The sequence below is a fragment of the Psychrosphaera sp. B3R10 genome (assembly GCF_018861025.1).
GTDB lineage: Bacteria > Pseudomonadota > Gammaproteobacteria > Enterobacterales > Alteromonadaceae > Psychrosphaera > Psychrosphaera algicola.
In genome coordinates, this window is sequence record NZ_JAHKQH010000032.1 from 1 (window position 1) to 17,264 (window position 17,264).

The window sequence follows — 17,264 nt, forward strand, 5'->3', positions numbered from 1 at the left end:
TCGATTCCGCAGTAAAAATTGTGTAATTTAGTATAAAATTTCATTGAGCTTTCTCCTTTTGGTTTGGTCGCCTTGAAGTTTAGCTAAAAGCTAAACTTCGGGGAGAAGGTTCAATAAGTATCAAGTCATTAAAGCAGGACAAAAAACAGTTGGTTTTTGCTCGTGCCTCGCTTATTTTAACCAACTATTTTATTGCCTCTTAATGAGGCGTTATAACTAAAGGAATGTTCAGTGGCAAAATCTATTATTCAAGCAAAACAAAGTGAATCAGAATGGTTTATTTTGGTTGTCGAGAATGCCATTTCTTTTTTTGACTCCTCAGTTAAAAGCTTAGAAACATCTCCTAAAAATTCGATTATAGACTTATATACAGCTATAGAACTGTTTTTCAAAGCTAGGCTAATGAAGGAACACTGGTCTTTAATTCTAGCTAAACCAGAAGAGGCTGATATCAATAAATTTGAGAATGGTGATTTTAGATCTGTTTTTTTAGCTCAAGCGCACAAGAGGTTAGAAAAAATAAGTAAAGAAACTTTTGAAAAAGCTGCGTTAGATAACTTCTTAAAACTAGGTATGCACAGAAATCAAATAGTTCATTTTGCACATACGGATTTCAAAGGAGATAAGGCATCTGTAATTGTCGAATTATGGGCGTCATGGTTTTATATATATGAACTATTGACCAATCAATGGGCTCAATATTTTGATGAATATATGGAAAGGTTTTCATCAATAAACACTGAAATTAGGAATCATATTGGTTACCTGGAAAGTGTTTTAGATATTAGAACACCTCAAATTAAATTAGAGTTGGAAAAAGGCAATGAAATTGTCGAATGTCCGTCATGCACTTTGTTATCTGCATTAATAGATAAAAATACTCCTATAACTCAGGTAGGTAAGATGAGACCTATTAACACTTGGGGACCTATCCATTATCCCGCGAAAAGATATACTTGTTTAGTTTGTAATGTAAAAGGGTTTAAAATAATTGATAGTTAAGCGTGTTTAGTTATAACACATATGAACCTTCTTCCGTCAAATAAACAAAAGGAGCTTTTTTAGCTGCCGCTTGGCAGCTAATTGTATTCGTCAATCAGCAAAATAATCTACTTCGCTATGTCGTTGTGCTGTTAAAATTGTTTACGGTAAACACATATGGAGGCTCTCTTATTGTGCTCTCATCATTGCCTAACTCTGTCATTCCCTAGCTTGTAAAATGAGTCAGCCACTGCGATATTAGGGATCTCTTACCGAGTGCAGGGTAAGTTCATAATTCGCCCACAATATAACCCCAAAATACTCGCTGTCATGCCAATCAAAATCCACTTTTAAACAGTATTCTTAATAGTAGAAGTAAAATTCAGTAATCGATTGAATCAATTTCTGAACTCGGATATCGTTTGTAGATAAATAAAATAAATTTAAAACGGGTTAATCTACAGCCTAGTTAAAGGTAATTAGCGTGATCTACACAGTCTGGCAATCAATAATTATTCTGATTTCAATTGGAATGGTATTACTAAGTGCTTTCTGTTTTCACTCTCCGCAAAAATTAATAGATTGGATGCCAATCCTTATAAAATCAAAATTGGCAAAATATACAGATCTTTTAATTAGATTTTTGTTGGGTATTTCCCTAATTTTGTCAGCGGACACTGCTCACTTCCCTATTTTTTTCGCATGTTTTGGGTATTTATCATTAGCTGCTGTGTTACTTATACTGGTTGTAGGTACTGATAAGTTGGAAGGTTTAATTAGATACTTAACAGGAATTTTTACTGTTTTTGCAGTGAAGTTAGTCTGTTTTTTTAGTGTGTTACTTTTTGCGTTTATGATATTTAATATTGGCTAAAATTGCCAAGAAAGTCGTCAAAGCAGTACAAATACCAGTTGGCTCGTGTTCCTTCCTCAACATTCGCTCAACATTCGAGCCAACAATGTTTTGGCCATTATTTGGTCGTTAGAATTTACTAACATTTGGAGATAAGTATGGTAGTTTTGGAAATTACGTCAAAAATAGCAGCGATACTCGCCATACAAATGTTGGTATTAACAATGATGGTGTCTTTGCGTCGAGTTGAGCTAGGGAAGTCCGAAGGAGATATTGCAAAGTATCCTTATCAAGACGGAAATGATGAAACCTTAAAAAGGCGGATACGTGCCTTTGGGAATTTCATTGAATACGTACCAATGTGTCTAATTATGCTAGCTCTTATTGAATTTAACGGGGCTGGTGAAACGTTATTGTGGGGACTGGGCGTTTGTTTTGTATTAGGCCGCATATCTCATTCCATCGGTATGTTGCGTAATCCCCATTTTCCAGTACCTAGAATTATTGGTATGTTTACAACTTATGCAATGTTGGTAGTTCCAGCGATTTGGTTGTTACTCAATTGAGCATACTAATAAATTCATATTGGAGGACATTGCTATTCACTCAATATTAGGATTATGTGTTTTACTCGTTTAGGGTGGTATTTAAAATACGGACAATAAACAAATGGAAAATGAATACTCTAAAGTGAAATCTAATATTTCGATGACTGAAGTACTTAGCTTAGCTTTTGTTTGCTCATTTGACGCTAATTGTGACCAATGTACAGCCTCTTTTAGAGGCTTTTTATTTTAGGAGAATTCATTGGAAAGTTTACTTAGGAATATTCAATATGGGTTGATGGATTACATCGAGGGTGATGATGATCCCGATTACAATGTTGAGGATGTTGATGCGTGTATAAAGTTACTGATAGATTTTCATCATTTGGTTCAGTCTAAGGGCCGTAATCTAGATGAGGCGTTGGTGCTTGTACGTGACCTTGTTTTGGCGTTAAATGACCTGAATTTAAAGTGCGATGAGTGCCTTATTGAAACGGATCAGCGTGAGCAAATTTGTGAGTTTATTTTTAGAGTGTTGGACGATGCTAATATTCTTTTTGACGGCGATGTCACCGAAGAATGGCGGGCGTGGTAATTGCGATCTAACTCGTTTGAATCAGGCTTTTACCAAACTGAAGAACAAAACATAGCTTTGTTTTTTTAGCAGGTTTGGCAATAGCTACATTTTTTTTAACACAATGTTGGGTTATAAATTTGAACAAAATACATTTTTTATTATTTGCGCTGTCACTTTTATCATTACCAAATATGGCGCAGACATATGATATTTTTATTGTTGCGGGTCAGTCTAATGCTCAGGGATGGAAGGGCGATGCGGCGCAATATCCTATCGATGTAGATGGGCTAGATCCTAACATCCCTATGTTTTATATCTTTCCAGAAAAACAAAAAGTTAACTCCAGTAATGGCAAATGGATAACTTTGGGACCGCAAGGCGGACGCTTTGAAAAAGGGCATTTTGGGCCAGAGATTAGCTTTGCCCGCCAATTAAAAACGAAGGGTTATCAACCTGCGATTTTTAAGTTTTCTAAAGGGGCAACGTCGTTGGCCAAAAGCTGGAAGAGGCCGGGTGAAAATGGCCTTACCGATAAGATGATAGCGTCATATCATAAAGCGATGAAAGCGCTAAAGGAAGACGGCCATACTGGAGTTGTGCGTGGTTTTATTTGGATCCAAGGTGAAAGTGACTCTCACGGTAAGTCGGCAGTGGCATACAGTAAAAACCTATCTGCACTCATTAAGTATGTTCGTAATGACTTAACAAACGTGCCAAATCTACCCGTAATATTAGGAATTGATGAACAGCATAAGTTTGTTAAAAAAACGCCCTTAGTACTTGAGAGTCACAAATCATTTGCCGCAAAGGATCCAAACGCAATATTCACATCTATGTTAGGTCTGGAAAAAGCCGATAAAACCCATCTAACGCCAACGGCATTAATTGCTCACGGCGAGCGGTTATCGCAGGCTTATTTGACTCTAGTGGGGGATAAGTAAACGCAGTAGTCTGGACATTATTGAGTTAAAACAAATTAAAAAAGGTGAAGTTGATTCACCTTTTTTTGTGCCTAATAAAGTGAAATGCAATGGTCAAAAATTAGACATGATTAGGTGATGTTCAGTTATTTATAAAAACCGGGTAATAAGCCATATTAAAGAACGAATCATTCTAATTGTTGTGTGTGTGATTTGGCTTTTTGGATTTACAGTAGGGGACAGAGAGGTGTCTGTTAAGTGTGTTAGAGGAAGCTTAAATGCAGTTCACCTTCAATTACATTAATTGGGATTAAACTAGATTTAAACTGGCCCAGCACACCGCCAAGAAGTGTGGCTTTGGCACTTGGTATACCAACTAATGTAATACTTATTTTTATCGTCAACAGGGAAAATTTACATGAAACTAGAATCATTAGCTTTACATGAAGGATACACTTCGGAAGACACAACAAAAGCCGCTGCGGTACCTATTTATCAAACCACATCTTTTACGTTTGATAATACGCAACACGGCGCGGACTTATTCGATCTTAAGGTGCCAGGAAACATCTACACTCGGATCATGAATCCAACCACTGACGTTTTAGAAAAACGTGTTGCAGCGATGGAAGGTGGCATTGGGGCATTGTGTGTCGCGTCTGGTATGGCGGCAATTACCTATGCAATACAGTGTATTTGTGAAGTTGGCGATAACATTGTGAGTACCAGCCAATTATATGGTGGTACGTATAACTTTTTTGCGCATACTTTGCCTAAACAAGGTGTTGAAGCTCGAATGGTTTCTTATGACGATTTTGACGGATTTGAGCAAGCCATCGATAAAAATACCAAAGCGGTATTTTGTGAATCTATCGGTAATCCAGCGGGCAATATCGTTGACATCAGTCGTCTTGCAGAAATTGCTCACAAGCACGGTGTGCCTTTAATCGTGGATAATACGGTAGCAACCCCATACCTATGTCGCCCATTTGAATTAGGAGCGGACATCGTTGTTCATTCATTAACTAAATATATCGGTGGCCATGGTACGTCAATTGGTGGTGTTATTGTTGATTCGGGCAAATTTGATTGGGCAGCAAACAAAGAGCGCTTCCCTGTATTAAATGAACCAGACCCTTCTTACCACGATGTGGTTTACACAGAAGCATTAGGCGCAGCCGCATATATCGGTCGTTGCCGTGTGGTTCCGCTTAGAAATACTGGCGCTGCTATTTCACCAATGAATGCATTCCAAATATTACAGGGACTTGAAACACTTGGTCTACGAATGGAGCGCCATTGTGAAAACGCAGAAAAACTTGCGGCATATTTGCAGCAGCACAAAAAAGTAAAATGGGTAAATTACGCGGCATTACCAGAAAGTCCTCATTTTGAAAGCTGTAAAAAGATCACAAACTCTAAGGCGTCAGGAATTATTAGCTTTGGTGTTGAAGGTGGCATTGAAGCATGTTCACGCTTTATCGACTCACTAGAGATGATTTTACGTTTAGTTAACATTGGCGACTCTAAGTCTTTAGCGTGTCATCCTGCGTCGACAACTCACAGACAATTAAATGACGAAGAACTTGCTTCTGCTGGCGTAAGCGCTGACTTGATCAGAATTTCAGTGGGTATCGAGCACATTGACGATATCATCGCAGATGTGAGCCAAGCGTTAGATAAAGCATAGGGTTAGATAAAGCATAGCACCTTGCGATCCTACAAAATAAACTGGCTTGAAACGTGTGTTCTAGCCAGTTTTTTTGTATCTGTTGTTAACTAATTAGCCGTTAAGCGAGTTGTTTTTATGATCCAAATTATTGCGTTACTTTTTGCCGGCGACAAAGGTATAGAGGGGTTGAGACAGTTTGAATCGCGCGCGATTGAGATATTACGAGAGCACCAAGGTGAGTTGATTAGTGCGTCGTTTAACGATGTTAAAGGCGCAGATGAACCCGACGAAATACATGTTATTCAATTTCCCAGTCCAGACCATTTTAACGCTTACAAAAATGACCAACGCCTAATCGCGTTAGCGTCGTTAAAAAATGCAATGGTAAACAAGATGCAGGTTTATATAACGAATCGATTCCACCAGTATTAATACGTTAAAGTAAGAATGCCGCCGTCATTAACTATTTTTGATATCCGTTCAGCTGAACGTTTTAGCGACAGACCCTTTTAACCAAGGAGTTGTGACGTTTTTAAATTAAGTCTCTTTTAGCGGAATAGGAGGGGGTTTTAGAGCCAAGTATATCGAAAAGTTTTTAGAGTATTCATGCAAAATGGGCAAAATGGGCAGAACAGGTTAGATTGAAGTTAACCTAACGCTATACTGCCCTCAATGGGTGTGAGAATGATTAAACCTCTATCTTATGTCGCTAACATAAAGACAGAGATTTAGAGTTTTATTGTTGACGATAAATACTATAAAGCTGGCTATAGTCGAGGCGCGAAATTATGCCGTCACCATCTAAATCAGCGGCGACTAAATAGCCTTCATCGGTACTCTTTAATCCATAAACTGCAATGAAAGCGGCAATATCTGCGGAGTTTATGTCTCCATCGTTATTTATATCCCCAACTAAAGGCTCTGGCGTTTCAATTGCAATGGCAATTTCTACAGTGTTACTGCAACCGTCATTTTTAGTATAAGTACCGTAGTAAGTACCTGCTTGGGATTGATCAAGTATATCGAGGTGTATTTGGCGTATGTCGCTAGAATAACCGTCCGGTCCTGTCCAGGCCCAAGTACCGCCCCAATTAGGCTGTGGCCCTATGTCTATTGAATCACCGATAGCTAACGTTGCGGCAGATTTACTCGACCAAGAACCTGTGTTAACTCGCAAGTAAGGCGTCACTTTAGGTGGTGTACAAACATTAGTTGGGATGTAATTGGCTTCAAAAGTTGTACTGTTAACGCACCCTTGAGGGGTTGTAAACGTCACTTCATATTGACCACCTTGTTCTTCACCAACATCAACAAATGACAGTTGTCTAACTTCCATCGCTTTAAAATCGTTTGGTCCTGTCCACTGCCATCTTCCGGTGTTCGGGGAATTGGGGCCAATTTTAAATGAATCACCGTCTTTTATGTCTAAGCTTGTTGATCGCGACCATGCACCGTTTAGTTGTACCCATGGAATAATCGTAGGTTCAACGCTGCAGTTGACGATAACGTGATAATCTAGGTTAGTGCTACAGCCTTGAGGGCTTGTGTACGTTGCAACATAAGTACCCGCCATATCTGGTTTCACGTTTGTTAGCTCTGGCTGTCTTCCCGAATGACTAAAATTATTCGGACCTGACCAATGCCAGTCACCTTGAATTTGTGATTGTGGTCCAAATTTTATTGAGTCACCAGCCTCCAAAGTTGCAGTGTTTTGATCACCTACCCAGTTACTGTCATTAATTTGATAATAAGGTGTGGTAACAGGATCCGCATCACAATCAACCTTTAAGGTCGTGATGATGTCACTTGTAAAGCCACTGTAACTTGAATAAGTCGCTAGGTATTCACCAGCCATTGCTGGCGTAATATTTTCGAGTCGAACTTTTCGTTGGTCAGTGCTAAAGTTCGCAGGACCTTGCCAAGTCCACGTATTTGCAATTCGAGACTGTGGCCCAAAATCAACCGTATCGCCCTCTGTAACAGTGACATCGTCAGTTTGTACCCAGTTGCCGTCATTAACTCTAACATAAGGGGTAAGTGTATATTGAGGTTTGAGAATAAATACACTGATACTATTGGCCTTGGCGTTAGCGGTAAAATGGTCATGGGCATCAAGGTTGATTCTCGTCTCTACACCTTCGATTTCTGTTGTTTCGCTCCAATAGGTTTGTCTTACGTCCATGCCATTTTTTAGGCCAAACTCACTTATATTAAAGTCTACACTGTTGTAATCGTTGTTGGATTGGTTGATTACCCAAAGGGCCATCTCATCACCTTTTCGAAAAGCCATGGTGCTGACATCTTCAAGGTCGGTCGTTGATGAATTGACATAAACACTGTCGACTGCGGCAGTCGCAAATTTTTTCATGATGTAATACGAACGCATCCGTCGACCATCTGAACCATTGTTAAAAAATATTGGCTTTGCAAAAAACTTATTTTCTTGAATTTCATTATAGCCACGTGGCCAAAGTTCAAAAATAGCTTCACCTTTAATGCCACCCGCGTACATACGTGTTTTTTCAAAGTAGGCATTCAACGCATTTTTAAAATCGGATTCATATAATGATTGTCCACCGCCACCGTGACCGGATTCTTCGTTAAATGCGGGTTTTCCTACACCGTTCGCTTTAGTCGCAAAATCTTCCCAGGTCAGTGTTTCGTTAGACCAATAGTCGTGAGAACTAAAGCCATGTACGTCATCAATAAGGTTATTGTTTTCATAGCCATTTATTAAACGATTTGCGCTTGTGAGTGACCAAGTACCGGCGTCAATAATCAGTGGCATGTTAACATTACGGGCGGCCAATTCAGATTTAAGCGTGGCAATTATAGTTTTTGCACGCCATGGTGTAATAACACCAATGTATTCTTTTGAAGTCGCGATATAGGTTAATGGAAATCCCGACTGTTCCATAAACTCAACGTAATCAGCGAGAAAAATACCGTACTTTTGGGCATTGAATGTTTTGGTTCCAACCACTGCGCCATTTTCGTAGGAATAGTCATAAATCCAAGTTGGAAGGTTATTTCGATTTCCTTGGCTGTAACCGTGGTAGTCAGACTCAAGAGTCGCGAAAAATTTCATATTGGGATTTACATTTTTGATCAATTGCATTGCTGCTAATTCATCATCGTAATAGGCCCAATTTTTTGTGCCTTCAACGATTTCTTGGTTTTTATTATATGCGATTCGCCAAGTATCGAAGGGGATGTCTTTAACCAACCAATCAATAATTTCTTCTTTATTAGCGGCGTTTTGGAGGTTTGAGCCGCTACGCTCCATATCTCCCCCCATCATAGTGATGGTTTGTTTGACGTCGCTAGCGTCAACCGATATAGACTGTGCTCGCGCATGGTTGGTCGCAAATGCGAGTAAACATATTGTTGCTAGACCTATCAAATTATTTTGAAAATTGCCCATCGTAATTCCTATTTATTATTGTTATTAAAATTGCTTTCAACTAGTTTTTGTATTGCTGCACCTGCTCATAACCCATTGCAATAACAAAAAATACACTAGCCCCTGTTTCTATTTTGCTGCCATTAACAACTAGGTGCTGCGATAGAGGTGTAGCCATTAGTGATAATTGGTCATTTACCAAATTCAATATGGCTGTTGTTACTAATGACAACATTGATGTAACAGTTTGAGCATCGAAAACCGTAATAATGAACACTGATATTTATAAAAGGAGCGTTGCAAATTAGGCGTGATTGAGTTGTTGATTAATTAAACAATTTACTAGGGGCGTATTTTTGTTTTCGATATCGACCTTACGAGTTGGCCAGTTCAATTAACTGCTCATTTTGCGATTTGTGGTTTGTATCTTGTAATTAGCAATTTGTAATTTGTAATTTGTAATTTGTAATTTGTAACTTGTAACTTGTAACTTGTGAGAGTCAGGGGGTTATAACGTGCTCACTAGCACGGTGTGGTAAACATCTCAAAAATTAACAACTTAATGGGCCTCACTTTAGACCCATCAAGTTGTCTTAACTGCCGTTTGATTTACGCCAATTAGTCCTGACGCAACGCATTAATCGGGTTTGCGCGGGCGACACTGGCCGCATTTGTTCCCACGGTAGCCCAGGCAATCAGTAACAGTAAGGTCCCGACCGCTAAACATATAGGGATTAACCAAAGTGGATTGATGCGGTAGGAAAAGTTTTCGAGCCAACCGATCATCGCAAATGACGCAATAGGCCACGCCACTAAGTTGGCAATTAAAACGGGTTTTGAAAACTGCCAAATTAACAGCCCGACGATATCTCGAACCCGTGCGCCCATTACTTTTCGAATGCCAATTTCTTTTGTCCGACGTTCCGTGGTAAATGCCGCTAAGCCGTATAATCCCAAACAGGCGATGAGGATGGCGAGGATAGAGAACGCTGAGAATAAGCGGGTTTGAATTCGTTCATCGTTATATTGTGCTGCCATCATACTGTCTAAAAACTGTAGGTTAATTGGCTGCATTGGCACATGTTTTTTCCAAACTTGTTCTATTTGAGTTCGCAGTTGCGCTGGGTTGTTGGTGTTAAACGAAATGCTTGCGACGTTTAATCGTTGAGGATTTAACATGTAAATCGTCGGCCGCACCCCAAATTTAATTGAACGGAAATAGATATCAGGGATCACACCGACAATCTTAAAGTGTTGCTGGCCGCGGATATTTGCCGCAACGGTTCGGCCAATGGCTTCCTGCGCAGAGTTAAATCCAAGCTTAGCTAATGCCGATTGATTTAGAACGGCACTGGCAGCGCCGGCATGTTGTCCCGTCTCGACGCTGGTGACCTCATCAGAACCAAATTTTTGGTCAAATAAACGACCGGCAATCGGTGCAACGTCATATGCTTCAAAAAAGCCGTAGTCCATATTATGCAAGTTTAAAAGTTGGCCTTGATTGCTCATTTGATTCGTTGATGCGTCGTCAGATTGACTGCTGCCAAGTAAGGTAAAAAACGAGTTGTTTTCGTTGTCTTGAGTGGGTGCTTCTGATGAAAATACCACTGACTTTATCTCAGGAAGATTCAACAATTCTTGGCGTAAACTTTCGCGTTTATCCCGAGCTCTATTAATCGCTAAAACCATTTTGTTGTCGCTGTTGTAACCTACATCGACAAACTGAGCGAAGTGTGTTTGGGCATAGATCACAACCGTACAAATCACTAAAGAGATAGATGCGGTAAATTGGAAAACAACCAAAAATGTTCTAAATCCTGAAGTACGTCCAGACTCCGTACTCTTATTGGATTTTAGAATATGACCGGGTAAAAACCGGGATAAGTAAACGGCTGGGTAGATGCCAGCACCAAGCCCGACAACTAGGCCGATGACAATAATGGCAATGAGTAGTGTCGGGTCACTAAACAACGCAAGTTCAAGTTCACTGTCTAATGCCTGGTTGTATATTGGCAGAACAAGCTCGACCAAAACGAGAGCCACCAATAATGAAATAAAGACTAATGCTATTGCTTCGCCAAGAAACTGGATTGTGACCTGTTGACGGCTGGCACCGAGCACTTTTCGCATGGCTACTTCACGGGCTCGTTGGCTAGCGCGGGCGGTGGCTAAATTCATAAAATTAATACAGGCAATTAACAGGATTAAGCCCGCGATTACTGAAAAGGCATTAATCATAGATGCGTCACCTAAAGGGGATAAGTCGCCTAAGTTACCCGCGTCTTTTTTGGCATGTAAATGCAAATCTTCCAGTGGCATGAGCTTATGTTTCATATTGTGGGAAACTTTTCGGCCCGGCTCTAACCCTTCAGACAACGGACTTTCATTGTCGACCCAATACGTTAACCGCTGCTGAAACTCGTCAATTGAAACGCCTTCTCGCATTTTAAAATAGGTGTACACGTTAACGCTGGTCCATGAACTTAAGCCGGGGTTGTTTTCAATAATGGACGGCAAAACAAAGATCACTAAGTCGAGATTGAGATGTGTGGCTTTTGGCAAGTCTTTGATCACACCTGTAACGGTGAGCTCCGACGGCTCTGGTCCAGCACAACAAACGGTGAGTGTTTGTCCAACAACGTCGGTTTTACCAAAGTACTTAATTGCCATTTCTTCGGTGATCACTAAATCGAGCGGTTTTTTAAAGGACGTTTCTTTTGAGCCATAAACAAATGGCAAATCGAACACATTAAAAAATGCCGGGTCAACAAATGTGATTCGTTCCGCGGTTACATCCTGTTTTTGAATAACTGACGCGCCGAATTGGATCAGTCGCACACCTTGTTCTACTTCATTAGTGGCATAGTCTCGAACGGCTTCCATCATATTGCCCGCGGAGCGTACAGTTAGAAATGGCTGTGAACCTGGGTTGATATACGCAGAATGCATTCGCACCACACGTTCTGAGTCTGGCAGCCATTTGTCGTAGCCGGTTTCTTCTCTGACAAATAGAGTGATCAAAATACAGCTCATTAGGCCAAGTGCTAGCCCAAGAATATTGATTGCTGAAAACATGCCGTTTTTTATAATATTGCGCCAAGCGGTCAGTAAATAATTTTTTAACATCATTCATTCCTTCTAAGTTTTTGGAATTAATACCCTGTTGGCATTAACTGGCTTGTCGAATACTTTGAGTGACTACGTGGCCATCAAATAAATTGATGGTTCGGTGCGCGTAGTCGGCGTGAGAAGGACTATGGGTGACCATTACTATGGTTGTGCCTTCTTCATTAAGTGCCTGCAGCATTTCCATGACTTCTTGGCCATGGGCGCTGTCCAAATTTCCGGTTGGCTCATCGGCAAGGATCATGGATTGGTTGCCGACCACCGCACGGGCGACTGCCACACGTTGCTGTTGACCACCTGACAGTTGGCTCGGCATATGTTGTGCGCGGTGTGCAATGCCCACCTTGTCCATAACTTTGGCGACTTTTTGTTTGCGCTCGTCCGCGGGAATATTGTGATATAAAAGTGCCAGTTCGATGTTTTCTTCAACGGTGAGTTCGTCAATTAGATTAAAGCTTTGGAAGATAAAACCGATGTGGTGTTTGCGGATCTGAGACAGTTGCGCTTCGGAATAACCCGACACGTCTTCATCGTCAAAAATGTACTGGCCGTCACTGGCTTTATCTAACATGCCGATAATGCTCAATAGAGTCGACTTGCCACAGCCCGATGGCCCCATAATCGCGACAAACTCGCCTTTTTCTATATCAATGTTAACTTGATCTAATGCGACCGTTTCGACCTCGTTAGATTGGTAAATTCGAGATAAGTTTTTAAGTTGTAACATGACATTATTCCTTTTGTTTATTTGGTTTGGCTTGCGGGTTTTATCCCCCAACCACTTCAATTTGTTTGTTGTCAGAAGGTAAATTAGTTGAGCTTGAGACGCTGCATGTTTTGGTAGCTAGTGTAAGGGCTTGTAACCACACGTTCGCCCACTTCAAGTCCGTCTAACACTTCGATAAAGCGACTATTACGGCGTCCAAGTCGTACCGGACGTCGCACTGCTTCATTGCTATCTGCCGTGACAACAAATATCCAATTGCCGCCGGTGTCTTGATAAAAAGCCCCATTAGGAATAAGCAGCGCTTCACTTGAATCCCCAAGTGTTAACTTGGTTTGCACTGTCTGTCCGCGACGAATACCGTCGGGTTGTTGGTCGACAAACTGTAAATCAACTTCAAACTGACCATTGGTAACCTGCGGGTAAATTTTTGACACGGTGAGTTGGTAATTTTCAAACGTGGCGTGTTGATTAATGTCGACACGGCTAAGGTAAAACTCGTCAATTAGCGCCGTGAGCTTAAAGTCATCCGGCGTATCGATTTGGCCTAATCGTTCGCCTTTATCAATGCTTTGACCAACTTCAAAATCAAAGCCAGACAACTTGCCATTAACGGGCGCTCTGACATTCATATTGGCTAGGTTCTGACGGGAAATGGCTAAATTGCTTTCAAGTCGCATAGCGGTGTCTTTTAAGAACACCAACTGGCTTTCCTGTAGTTTTTTATCAGACGCTTGACTCTCCAACGTTAGTGCAAGTCGCGCTTTATACCACTCTAACGTATCTGCGGTGTCGGCATAGGTCGATTTACTCACCGCACCTGTTTTCATCAGTTCATCTTCACGGCTTACTTGACGTGTAAGTAGTTTAATCTGGTAATTAATATCCACTAAGTTGCGTTTATGTTGTAACCGATTTTGTTCTAAACTCAACTCTATTGAACGCATGTTATTAAGCTGCTCCGCTACTCTGGCTTCGTTCCCTAATACACTGAGTTGTAACGAGGCATTGGATAACTCAACAATCAAGTCTCCAGCGTTTAAGGTAACCCCATCCTCGACCAAAATACGCTCTACACGGCCACCTTCAATGGCATCCAAATACACTGTTTTAGCTGGAATAACACGGGCTCTGATTGGAATGAAGTCTTCAAAAATACCTGAAGTTACAGCAGAAATAGCGATCCGTTGGCTGTCGACTTTCATTGCTTTACCGGAATTTAACGTTGACTGAAAGTAGGCAATTAAAGCGATGAACACAACTATGATACTTGCCCATTTTACTTTCTTAAGTGACGTAGATGGCTTTACTATTTTACGGTCCATTCCCGCACCTGATATTTTATCACTGGCTTTTTGCGCTGAAGGCGCTGATTGCATTGTCATATTGGGTATTCACTTAACCAAATTTGAATTCTATTAGTGGGTTACACTTCAAGTATTGTTCCAGTTTGTAACGTGTTGAAAATAATGAATTATTTGTGTTTTATAGATTTGTTCTTTTAATAAACTGTACGTTTCCGAACAGCAAGTGTACGATATCGAACATTATTAATTGATTAAACGAGTGCGTTAACCGGATGGCAGACAAGAGCCAAATTCTTATTATCGATGACGATGAAGACATTCTCGTTGCTGCAAAGCTGCTATTACGTCGACATCGTTTTGAGGTCATAACCTGTCATGAACCTGAGCAGATCCCAGAGCTGTTAAAACAAAATGAATTTCAGGTGGTAATGCTTGATATGAATTTTGGACCGGGGGAAAGTTCTGGCCAAGAGGGATTAAAATGGTTGGCGACAATACGACAATTAGTCCCGGACTGTGTCGTTGTTATGATCACTGCACATGGGGGGCTTAATTTAGCCATCGAAGCGATGAAGCTAGGCGCGACAGACTTTGTGATCAAACCTTGGCAGAACGAAAAGCTGGTGGCGACCATTTCCAGCGCTGCAAACTTAGGTGAAGTGCGAATTGAAGCCAAACAACTACAGACTACTAATCAACTTTTAATCAAAGTCGCCAATCAAACCGAGCGACCACAAATATTGGGCAATTCAGCCGCGATGAAATCGGTCATGTCTATAGTTGCCCGCAGTGCGCCGACCGATGCCAATGTTCTCATTTTAGGTGAAAACGGCACAGGCAAGCAGTTAGTTGCCCGTGAATTACATTTACAAAGCGGCCGTAAAAATCGAATTTTTATGACCGTTGACCTCGGAGCGGTTTCCGAAAGCTTATTTGAAAGCGAGCTATTTGGTCATAAAAAAGGTGCATTTACCGGAGCAAATGAAGATCGTATTGGCAAACTTGAAGCAGCTGAAGGCGGAACGCTATTTTTGGACGAACTTGGCAATTTACCTCTGCATTTACAGGCAAAACTATTAACTGTGTTAGAGCAACGTCAAATAACCCCGCTTGGCGCCAATAAGCCTAAAGCATTTGACGTTAGAGTCATATGTGCCACCAATGCCAGTAAACAAACCCTTCTTGATGACACGCAGTTTCGACAAGATTTGCTGTTTCGGTTAAATACCGTTGAGATCACTCTACCAGCCCTTAGAGAAAGGCCAGAAGATATTAAGCCTATCGCAGAATATTACGCGGCGTTTTATTGTAAAAAATATGGCAAGCCATTATTACCAATAACCGCTGACGTCCTTCGTGTTTTAACGGCTTATCCTTGGCCGGGTAATATCCGAGCGTTAAGACATGCTGTGGAACGAGCGGTGATATTAAGTGAATCTACGCACCTCACGGTTGCAGATTTTCAGTTGCAATCATTACCTCAAACGCCAACTGGCTCCCCAACGATAAATACTGATATTGAAGGGCTGGTACATGGGAATGAAAACAACAACAAGTTGAGCGCAAGCCATAACTCTGTGTCTGGTGCTGAACGCGGACCGGACTTTGACGCCGTTTCAGCTAAAAATGTTGAGGATGAAATTGCCAATGGCAACAACCTTAATCTTGAGCAAATAGAAAAGCGCACAATTACTCAGGCGCTGCGTACCTATCGCTATAACATCAGTCATACAGCCAAAGCATTAGGATTAACCCGTGCCGCGCTCTATCGGAGAATGGAAAAACATGGGCTTTAAACGATTTTCAATCCTAATTGGACTGCGTACAGCGTTGATCATGCTCAATTTATTGGCGATGACGTATCTTATTTATCAACCGGGATACCATGCTGCGACAGTTATGGCCACGCTGATCCTTGTTTTGCAGTGTTATAGTATTGTTAAATTTACAACTCGCACCAACGCCGAGCTAGTTCGGTTTTTAGATGCGGCAAAACACGCCGATTATTCACAGCGTTTTGATCTGTCGGCGTTAGGAGCAGGCTTTGCCGAACTGGGAGCCGCATTCGCCGACATTTTGCAAAAATTTCAAGCGGGTCGTCAGCAGCAAGAAGAAAAACTTCGACACTTAAAAGCCGTAATCGAACATGTGCCTGTGCCATTGATAAGCATTAAACAAAATGGGCAGCTAACGATTTGGAATAATGCCGCGAGACGGCTATTTGGTAAGGCGCGGATTGTTCGTATTGAAGATTTAGACCAGTTTGGGCCTGAATTTGTATTTAACTTAACGAGCATGAAAGCTGGAGAACGCCGCTTAGTCACTTTTCAGGCCGATAATATGACTCAGCAATTGAGTGTGTCTATGACCGAGGTGATTGTCGCGCAGGGACAGGAACGATTGTTGAGTTTGCAAGACATTCAAAACGAACTGGACGCCAGTCAACTGCAAGCGTGGCAAGATCTTGTGAAAGTATTGACCCATGAAATAATGAACAGTATTACGCCTGTTGCATCTCTTGCAAAAACGGCCGTGGACTTAGTGTCCGACACAAAACAACAGGTTGGCGACCAACCAGAGATCCAATCTCACCTTGATGATATCTCAAGTGCCGTAACCACTGTAGCCCGTCGAAGTGAAGGTTTAATGAAATTTGTTGGCAGTTATCGCAAATTAACCCGCTTGCCGCCGCCGGTTAAAACGCCAATAACGATTAATGAATTGTTTTCGCAGGTTATTGAAATCGCTAGGCAAGAACAGGCTCATTGCCACTTTGAATTTATAATAGCAGTGGTGCCAGCGGCGTTAAAAGTAGAAGCCGACCGTGCCATGTTGGAACAAGTTTTAATTAACCTTGTTAAAAATGCCCAACAAGCGACACAACATGTTGAACATCCGCAGATAAACTTAAGTGCTGGTTTAAATCGTCGTGGTCATGTGGTTATCGATATTTCAGATAATGGCTTTGGAATAGACGATGAAATGAAAGCCAAAATATTCATTCCTTTTTACACCACAAAAAAAGAAGGATCTGGGGTAGGTTTAGCCTTAACACGACAAGTAATGAACGCCCATGGCGGTACCGTAAAAGCATCAACAAGCGACGCTGGTGGCGCCTGTTTTAGCTTAATATTTTAATACTTTTAAATTAAAAAT

14 protein-coding genes are annotated in these 17,264 nt (G+C 41.2%); 9 read left to right on the forward strand and 5 right to left on the reverse strand.

The annotated features are described in order from the left end of the window. Nucleotides 1-231 precede the first annotated feature (231 nt). From KO525_RS12060 to KO525_RS12090, 7 genes are all read left to right on the forward strand, one after another. Nucleotides 232-1,002, forward strand: coding sequence for a hypothetical protein (locus KO525_RS12060; protein ID WP_215964073.1), 771 nt, complete (start codon nucleotides 232-234; stop codon nucleotides 1,000-1,002). A gap of 463 nt (nucleotides 1,003-1,465) precedes the next feature. Further along, nucleotides 1,466-1,855, forward strand: a complete 390-nt coding sequence (locus tag KO525_RS12065) for a hypothetical protein (protein WP_215964074.1) — start codon at nucleotides 1,466-1,468, stop codon at nucleotides 1,853-1,855. A gap of 137 nt (nucleotides 1,856-1,992) precedes the next feature. Then, complete coding sequence (locus KO525_RS12070; RefSeq protein WP_215964075.1) at nucleotides 1,993-2,400, forward strand: MAPEG family protein; 408 nt, start codon at nucleotides 1,993-1,995, stop codon at nucleotides 2,398-2,400. 241 nt (nucleotides 2,401-2,641) lie between these two features. Then, a complete protein-coding gene (locus KO525_RS12075; protein ID WP_215964076.1) occupies nucleotides 2,642-2,974 on the forward strand; it encodes a hypothetical protein in 333 nt (110 codons plus the stop codon). Between the two features lie 119 nt (nucleotides 2,975-3,093). Beyond that, nucleotides 3,094-3,897: a sialate O-acetylesterase gene (locus KO525_RS12080; RefSeq protein WP_215964077.1), complete on the forward strand. Its 804-nt coding sequence runs from the start codon at nucleotides 3,094-3,096 to the stop codon at nucleotides 3,895-3,897. Between the two features lie 397 nt (nucleotides 3,898-4,294). Beyond that, the gene (locus KO525_RS12085) at nucleotides 4,295-5,566 is read left to right on the forward strand and encodes an O-acetylhomoserine aminocarboxypropyltransferase/cysteine synthase family protein (RefSeq protein ID WP_215964078.1); all 1,272 of its coding nucleotides are present in this window, start codon (nucleotides 4,295-4,297) and stop codon (nucleotides 5,564-5,566) included. 117 nt (nucleotides 5,567-5,683) lie between these two features. Further along, nucleotides 5,684-5,980, forward strand: a complete 297-nt coding sequence (locus tag KO525_RS12090) for a hypothetical protein (protein WP_215964079.1) — start codon at nucleotides 5,684-5,686, stop codon at nucleotides 5,978-5,980. A 304-nt stretch (nucleotides 5,981-6,284) separates the two neighbouring features. Here KO525_RS12090 and KO525_RS12095 read toward each other — a convergent pair whose 3' ends face one another. The 5 genes from KO525_RS12095 to KO525_RS12115 all read right to left on the reverse strand — a co-directional run bounded on the left by KO525_RS12095 (nucleotide 6,285) and on the right by KO525_RS12115 (nucleotide 14,186). After that, complete coding sequence (locus tag KO525_RS12095) at nucleotides 6,285-8,972, reverse strand: dockerin type I repeat-containing protein (protein WP_252736891.1); 2,688 nt, start codon at nucleotides 8,970-8,972, stop codon at nucleotides 6,285-6,287. A 40-nt stretch (nucleotides 8,973-9,012) separates the two neighbouring features. Continuing rightward, a complete protein-coding gene (locus KO525_RS12100; protein WP_215964080.1) occupies nucleotides 9,013-9,186 on the reverse strand; it encodes a hypothetical protein in 174 nt (57 codons plus the stop codon). Nucleotides 9,187-9,569: 383 nt separating this feature from the next. Next, nucleotides 9,570-12,080 carry an ABC transporter permease gene (locus tag KO525_RS12105; protein ID WP_252736892.1) on the reverse strand — a complete coding sequence of 837 codons (2,511 nt, stop codon included), beginning with the start codon at nucleotides 12,078-12,080 and terminating at the stop codon, nucleotides 9,570-9,572. A 40-nt stretch (nucleotides 12,081-12,120) separates the two neighbouring features. Beyond that, on the reverse strand, nucleotides 12,121-12,804 hold the full coding sequence (locus KO525_RS12110) for an ABC transporter ATP-binding protein (protein ID WP_215964081.1): 684 nt from the start codon (nucleotides 12,802-12,804) through the stop codon (nucleotides 12,121-12,123). Between the two features lie 83 nt (nucleotides 12,805-12,887). Next, nucleotides 12,888-14,186, reverse strand: coding sequence for an efflux RND transporter periplasmic adaptor subunit (locus KO525_RS12115; protein ID WP_215964082.1), 1,299 nt, complete (start codon nucleotides 14,184-14,186; stop codon nucleotides 12,888-12,890). 194 nt (nucleotides 14,187-14,380) lie between these two features. On the opposite strand from KO525_RS12115, the gene KO525_RS12120 reads away from it, so the two are divergent. Together KO525_RS12120 and KO525_RS12125 are read left to right on the forward strand one after the other, a co-directional pair. Beyond that, a complete protein-coding gene (locus tag KO525_RS12120; protein ID WP_215964083.1) occupies nucleotides 14,381-15,904 on the forward strand; it encodes a sigma-54 dependent transcriptional regulator in 1,524 nt (507 codons plus the stop codon). Next, nucleotides 15,864-17,246 (forward strand): PAS domain-containing sensor histidine kinase, encoded by a 1,383-nt coding sequence (locus tag KO525_RS12125; RefSeq protein ID WP_303522969.1) that lies wholly within the window; start codon nucleotides 15,864-15,866, stop codon nucleotides 17,244-17,246. The genes KO525_RS12120 and KO525_RS12125 overlap by 41 nt, the downstream gene beginning before the upstream one ends. The last annotated feature ends 18 nt before the right edge of the window (nucleotides 17,247-17,264 follow it).

What these genes read in the sequence shown, in the direction of transcription:
- KO525_RS12085 (WP_215964078.1), top strand. Translation starts at nt 4,295, where the DNA reads ATGAAACTAGAATCATTAGCTTTACATGAAGGATACACTTCGGAAGAC.
- KO525_RS12070 (WP_215964075.1), top strand. Translation starts at nt 1,993, where the DNA reads ATGGTAGTTTTGGAAATTACGTCAAAAATAGCAGCGATACTCGCCATA.
- KO525_RS12120 (WP_215964083.1), top strand. Translation starts at nt 14,381, where the DNA reads ATGGCAGACAAGAGCCAAATTCTTATTATCGATGACGATGAAGACATT.
- KO525_RS12090 (WP_215964079.1), top strand. Translation starts at nt 5,684, where the DNA reads ATGATCCAAATTATTGCGTTACTTTTTGCCGGCGACAAAGGTATAGAG.
- KO525_RS12095 (WP_252736891.1), bottom strand. Translation starts at nt 8,972, where the DNA reads ATGGGCAATTTTCAAAATAATTTGATAGGTCTAGCAACAATATGTTTA.
- KO525_RS12110 (WP_215964081.1), bottom strand. Translation starts at nt 12,804, where the DNA reads ATGTTACAACTTAAAAACTTATCTCGAATTTACCAATCTAACGAGGTC.
- KO525_RS12100 (WP_215964080.1), bottom strand. Translation starts at nt 9,186, where the DNA reads ATGTTGTCATTAGTAACAACAGCCATATTGAATTTGGTAAATGACCAA.
- KO525_RS12115 (WP_215964082.1), bottom strand. Translation starts at nt 14,186, where the DNA reads ATGACAATGCAATCAGCGCCTTCAGCGCAAAAAGCCAGTGATAAAATA.
- KO525_RS12105 (WP_252736892.1), bottom strand. Translation starts at nt 12,080, where the DNA reads ATGATGTTAAAAAATTATTTACTGACCGCTTGGCGCAATATTATAAAA.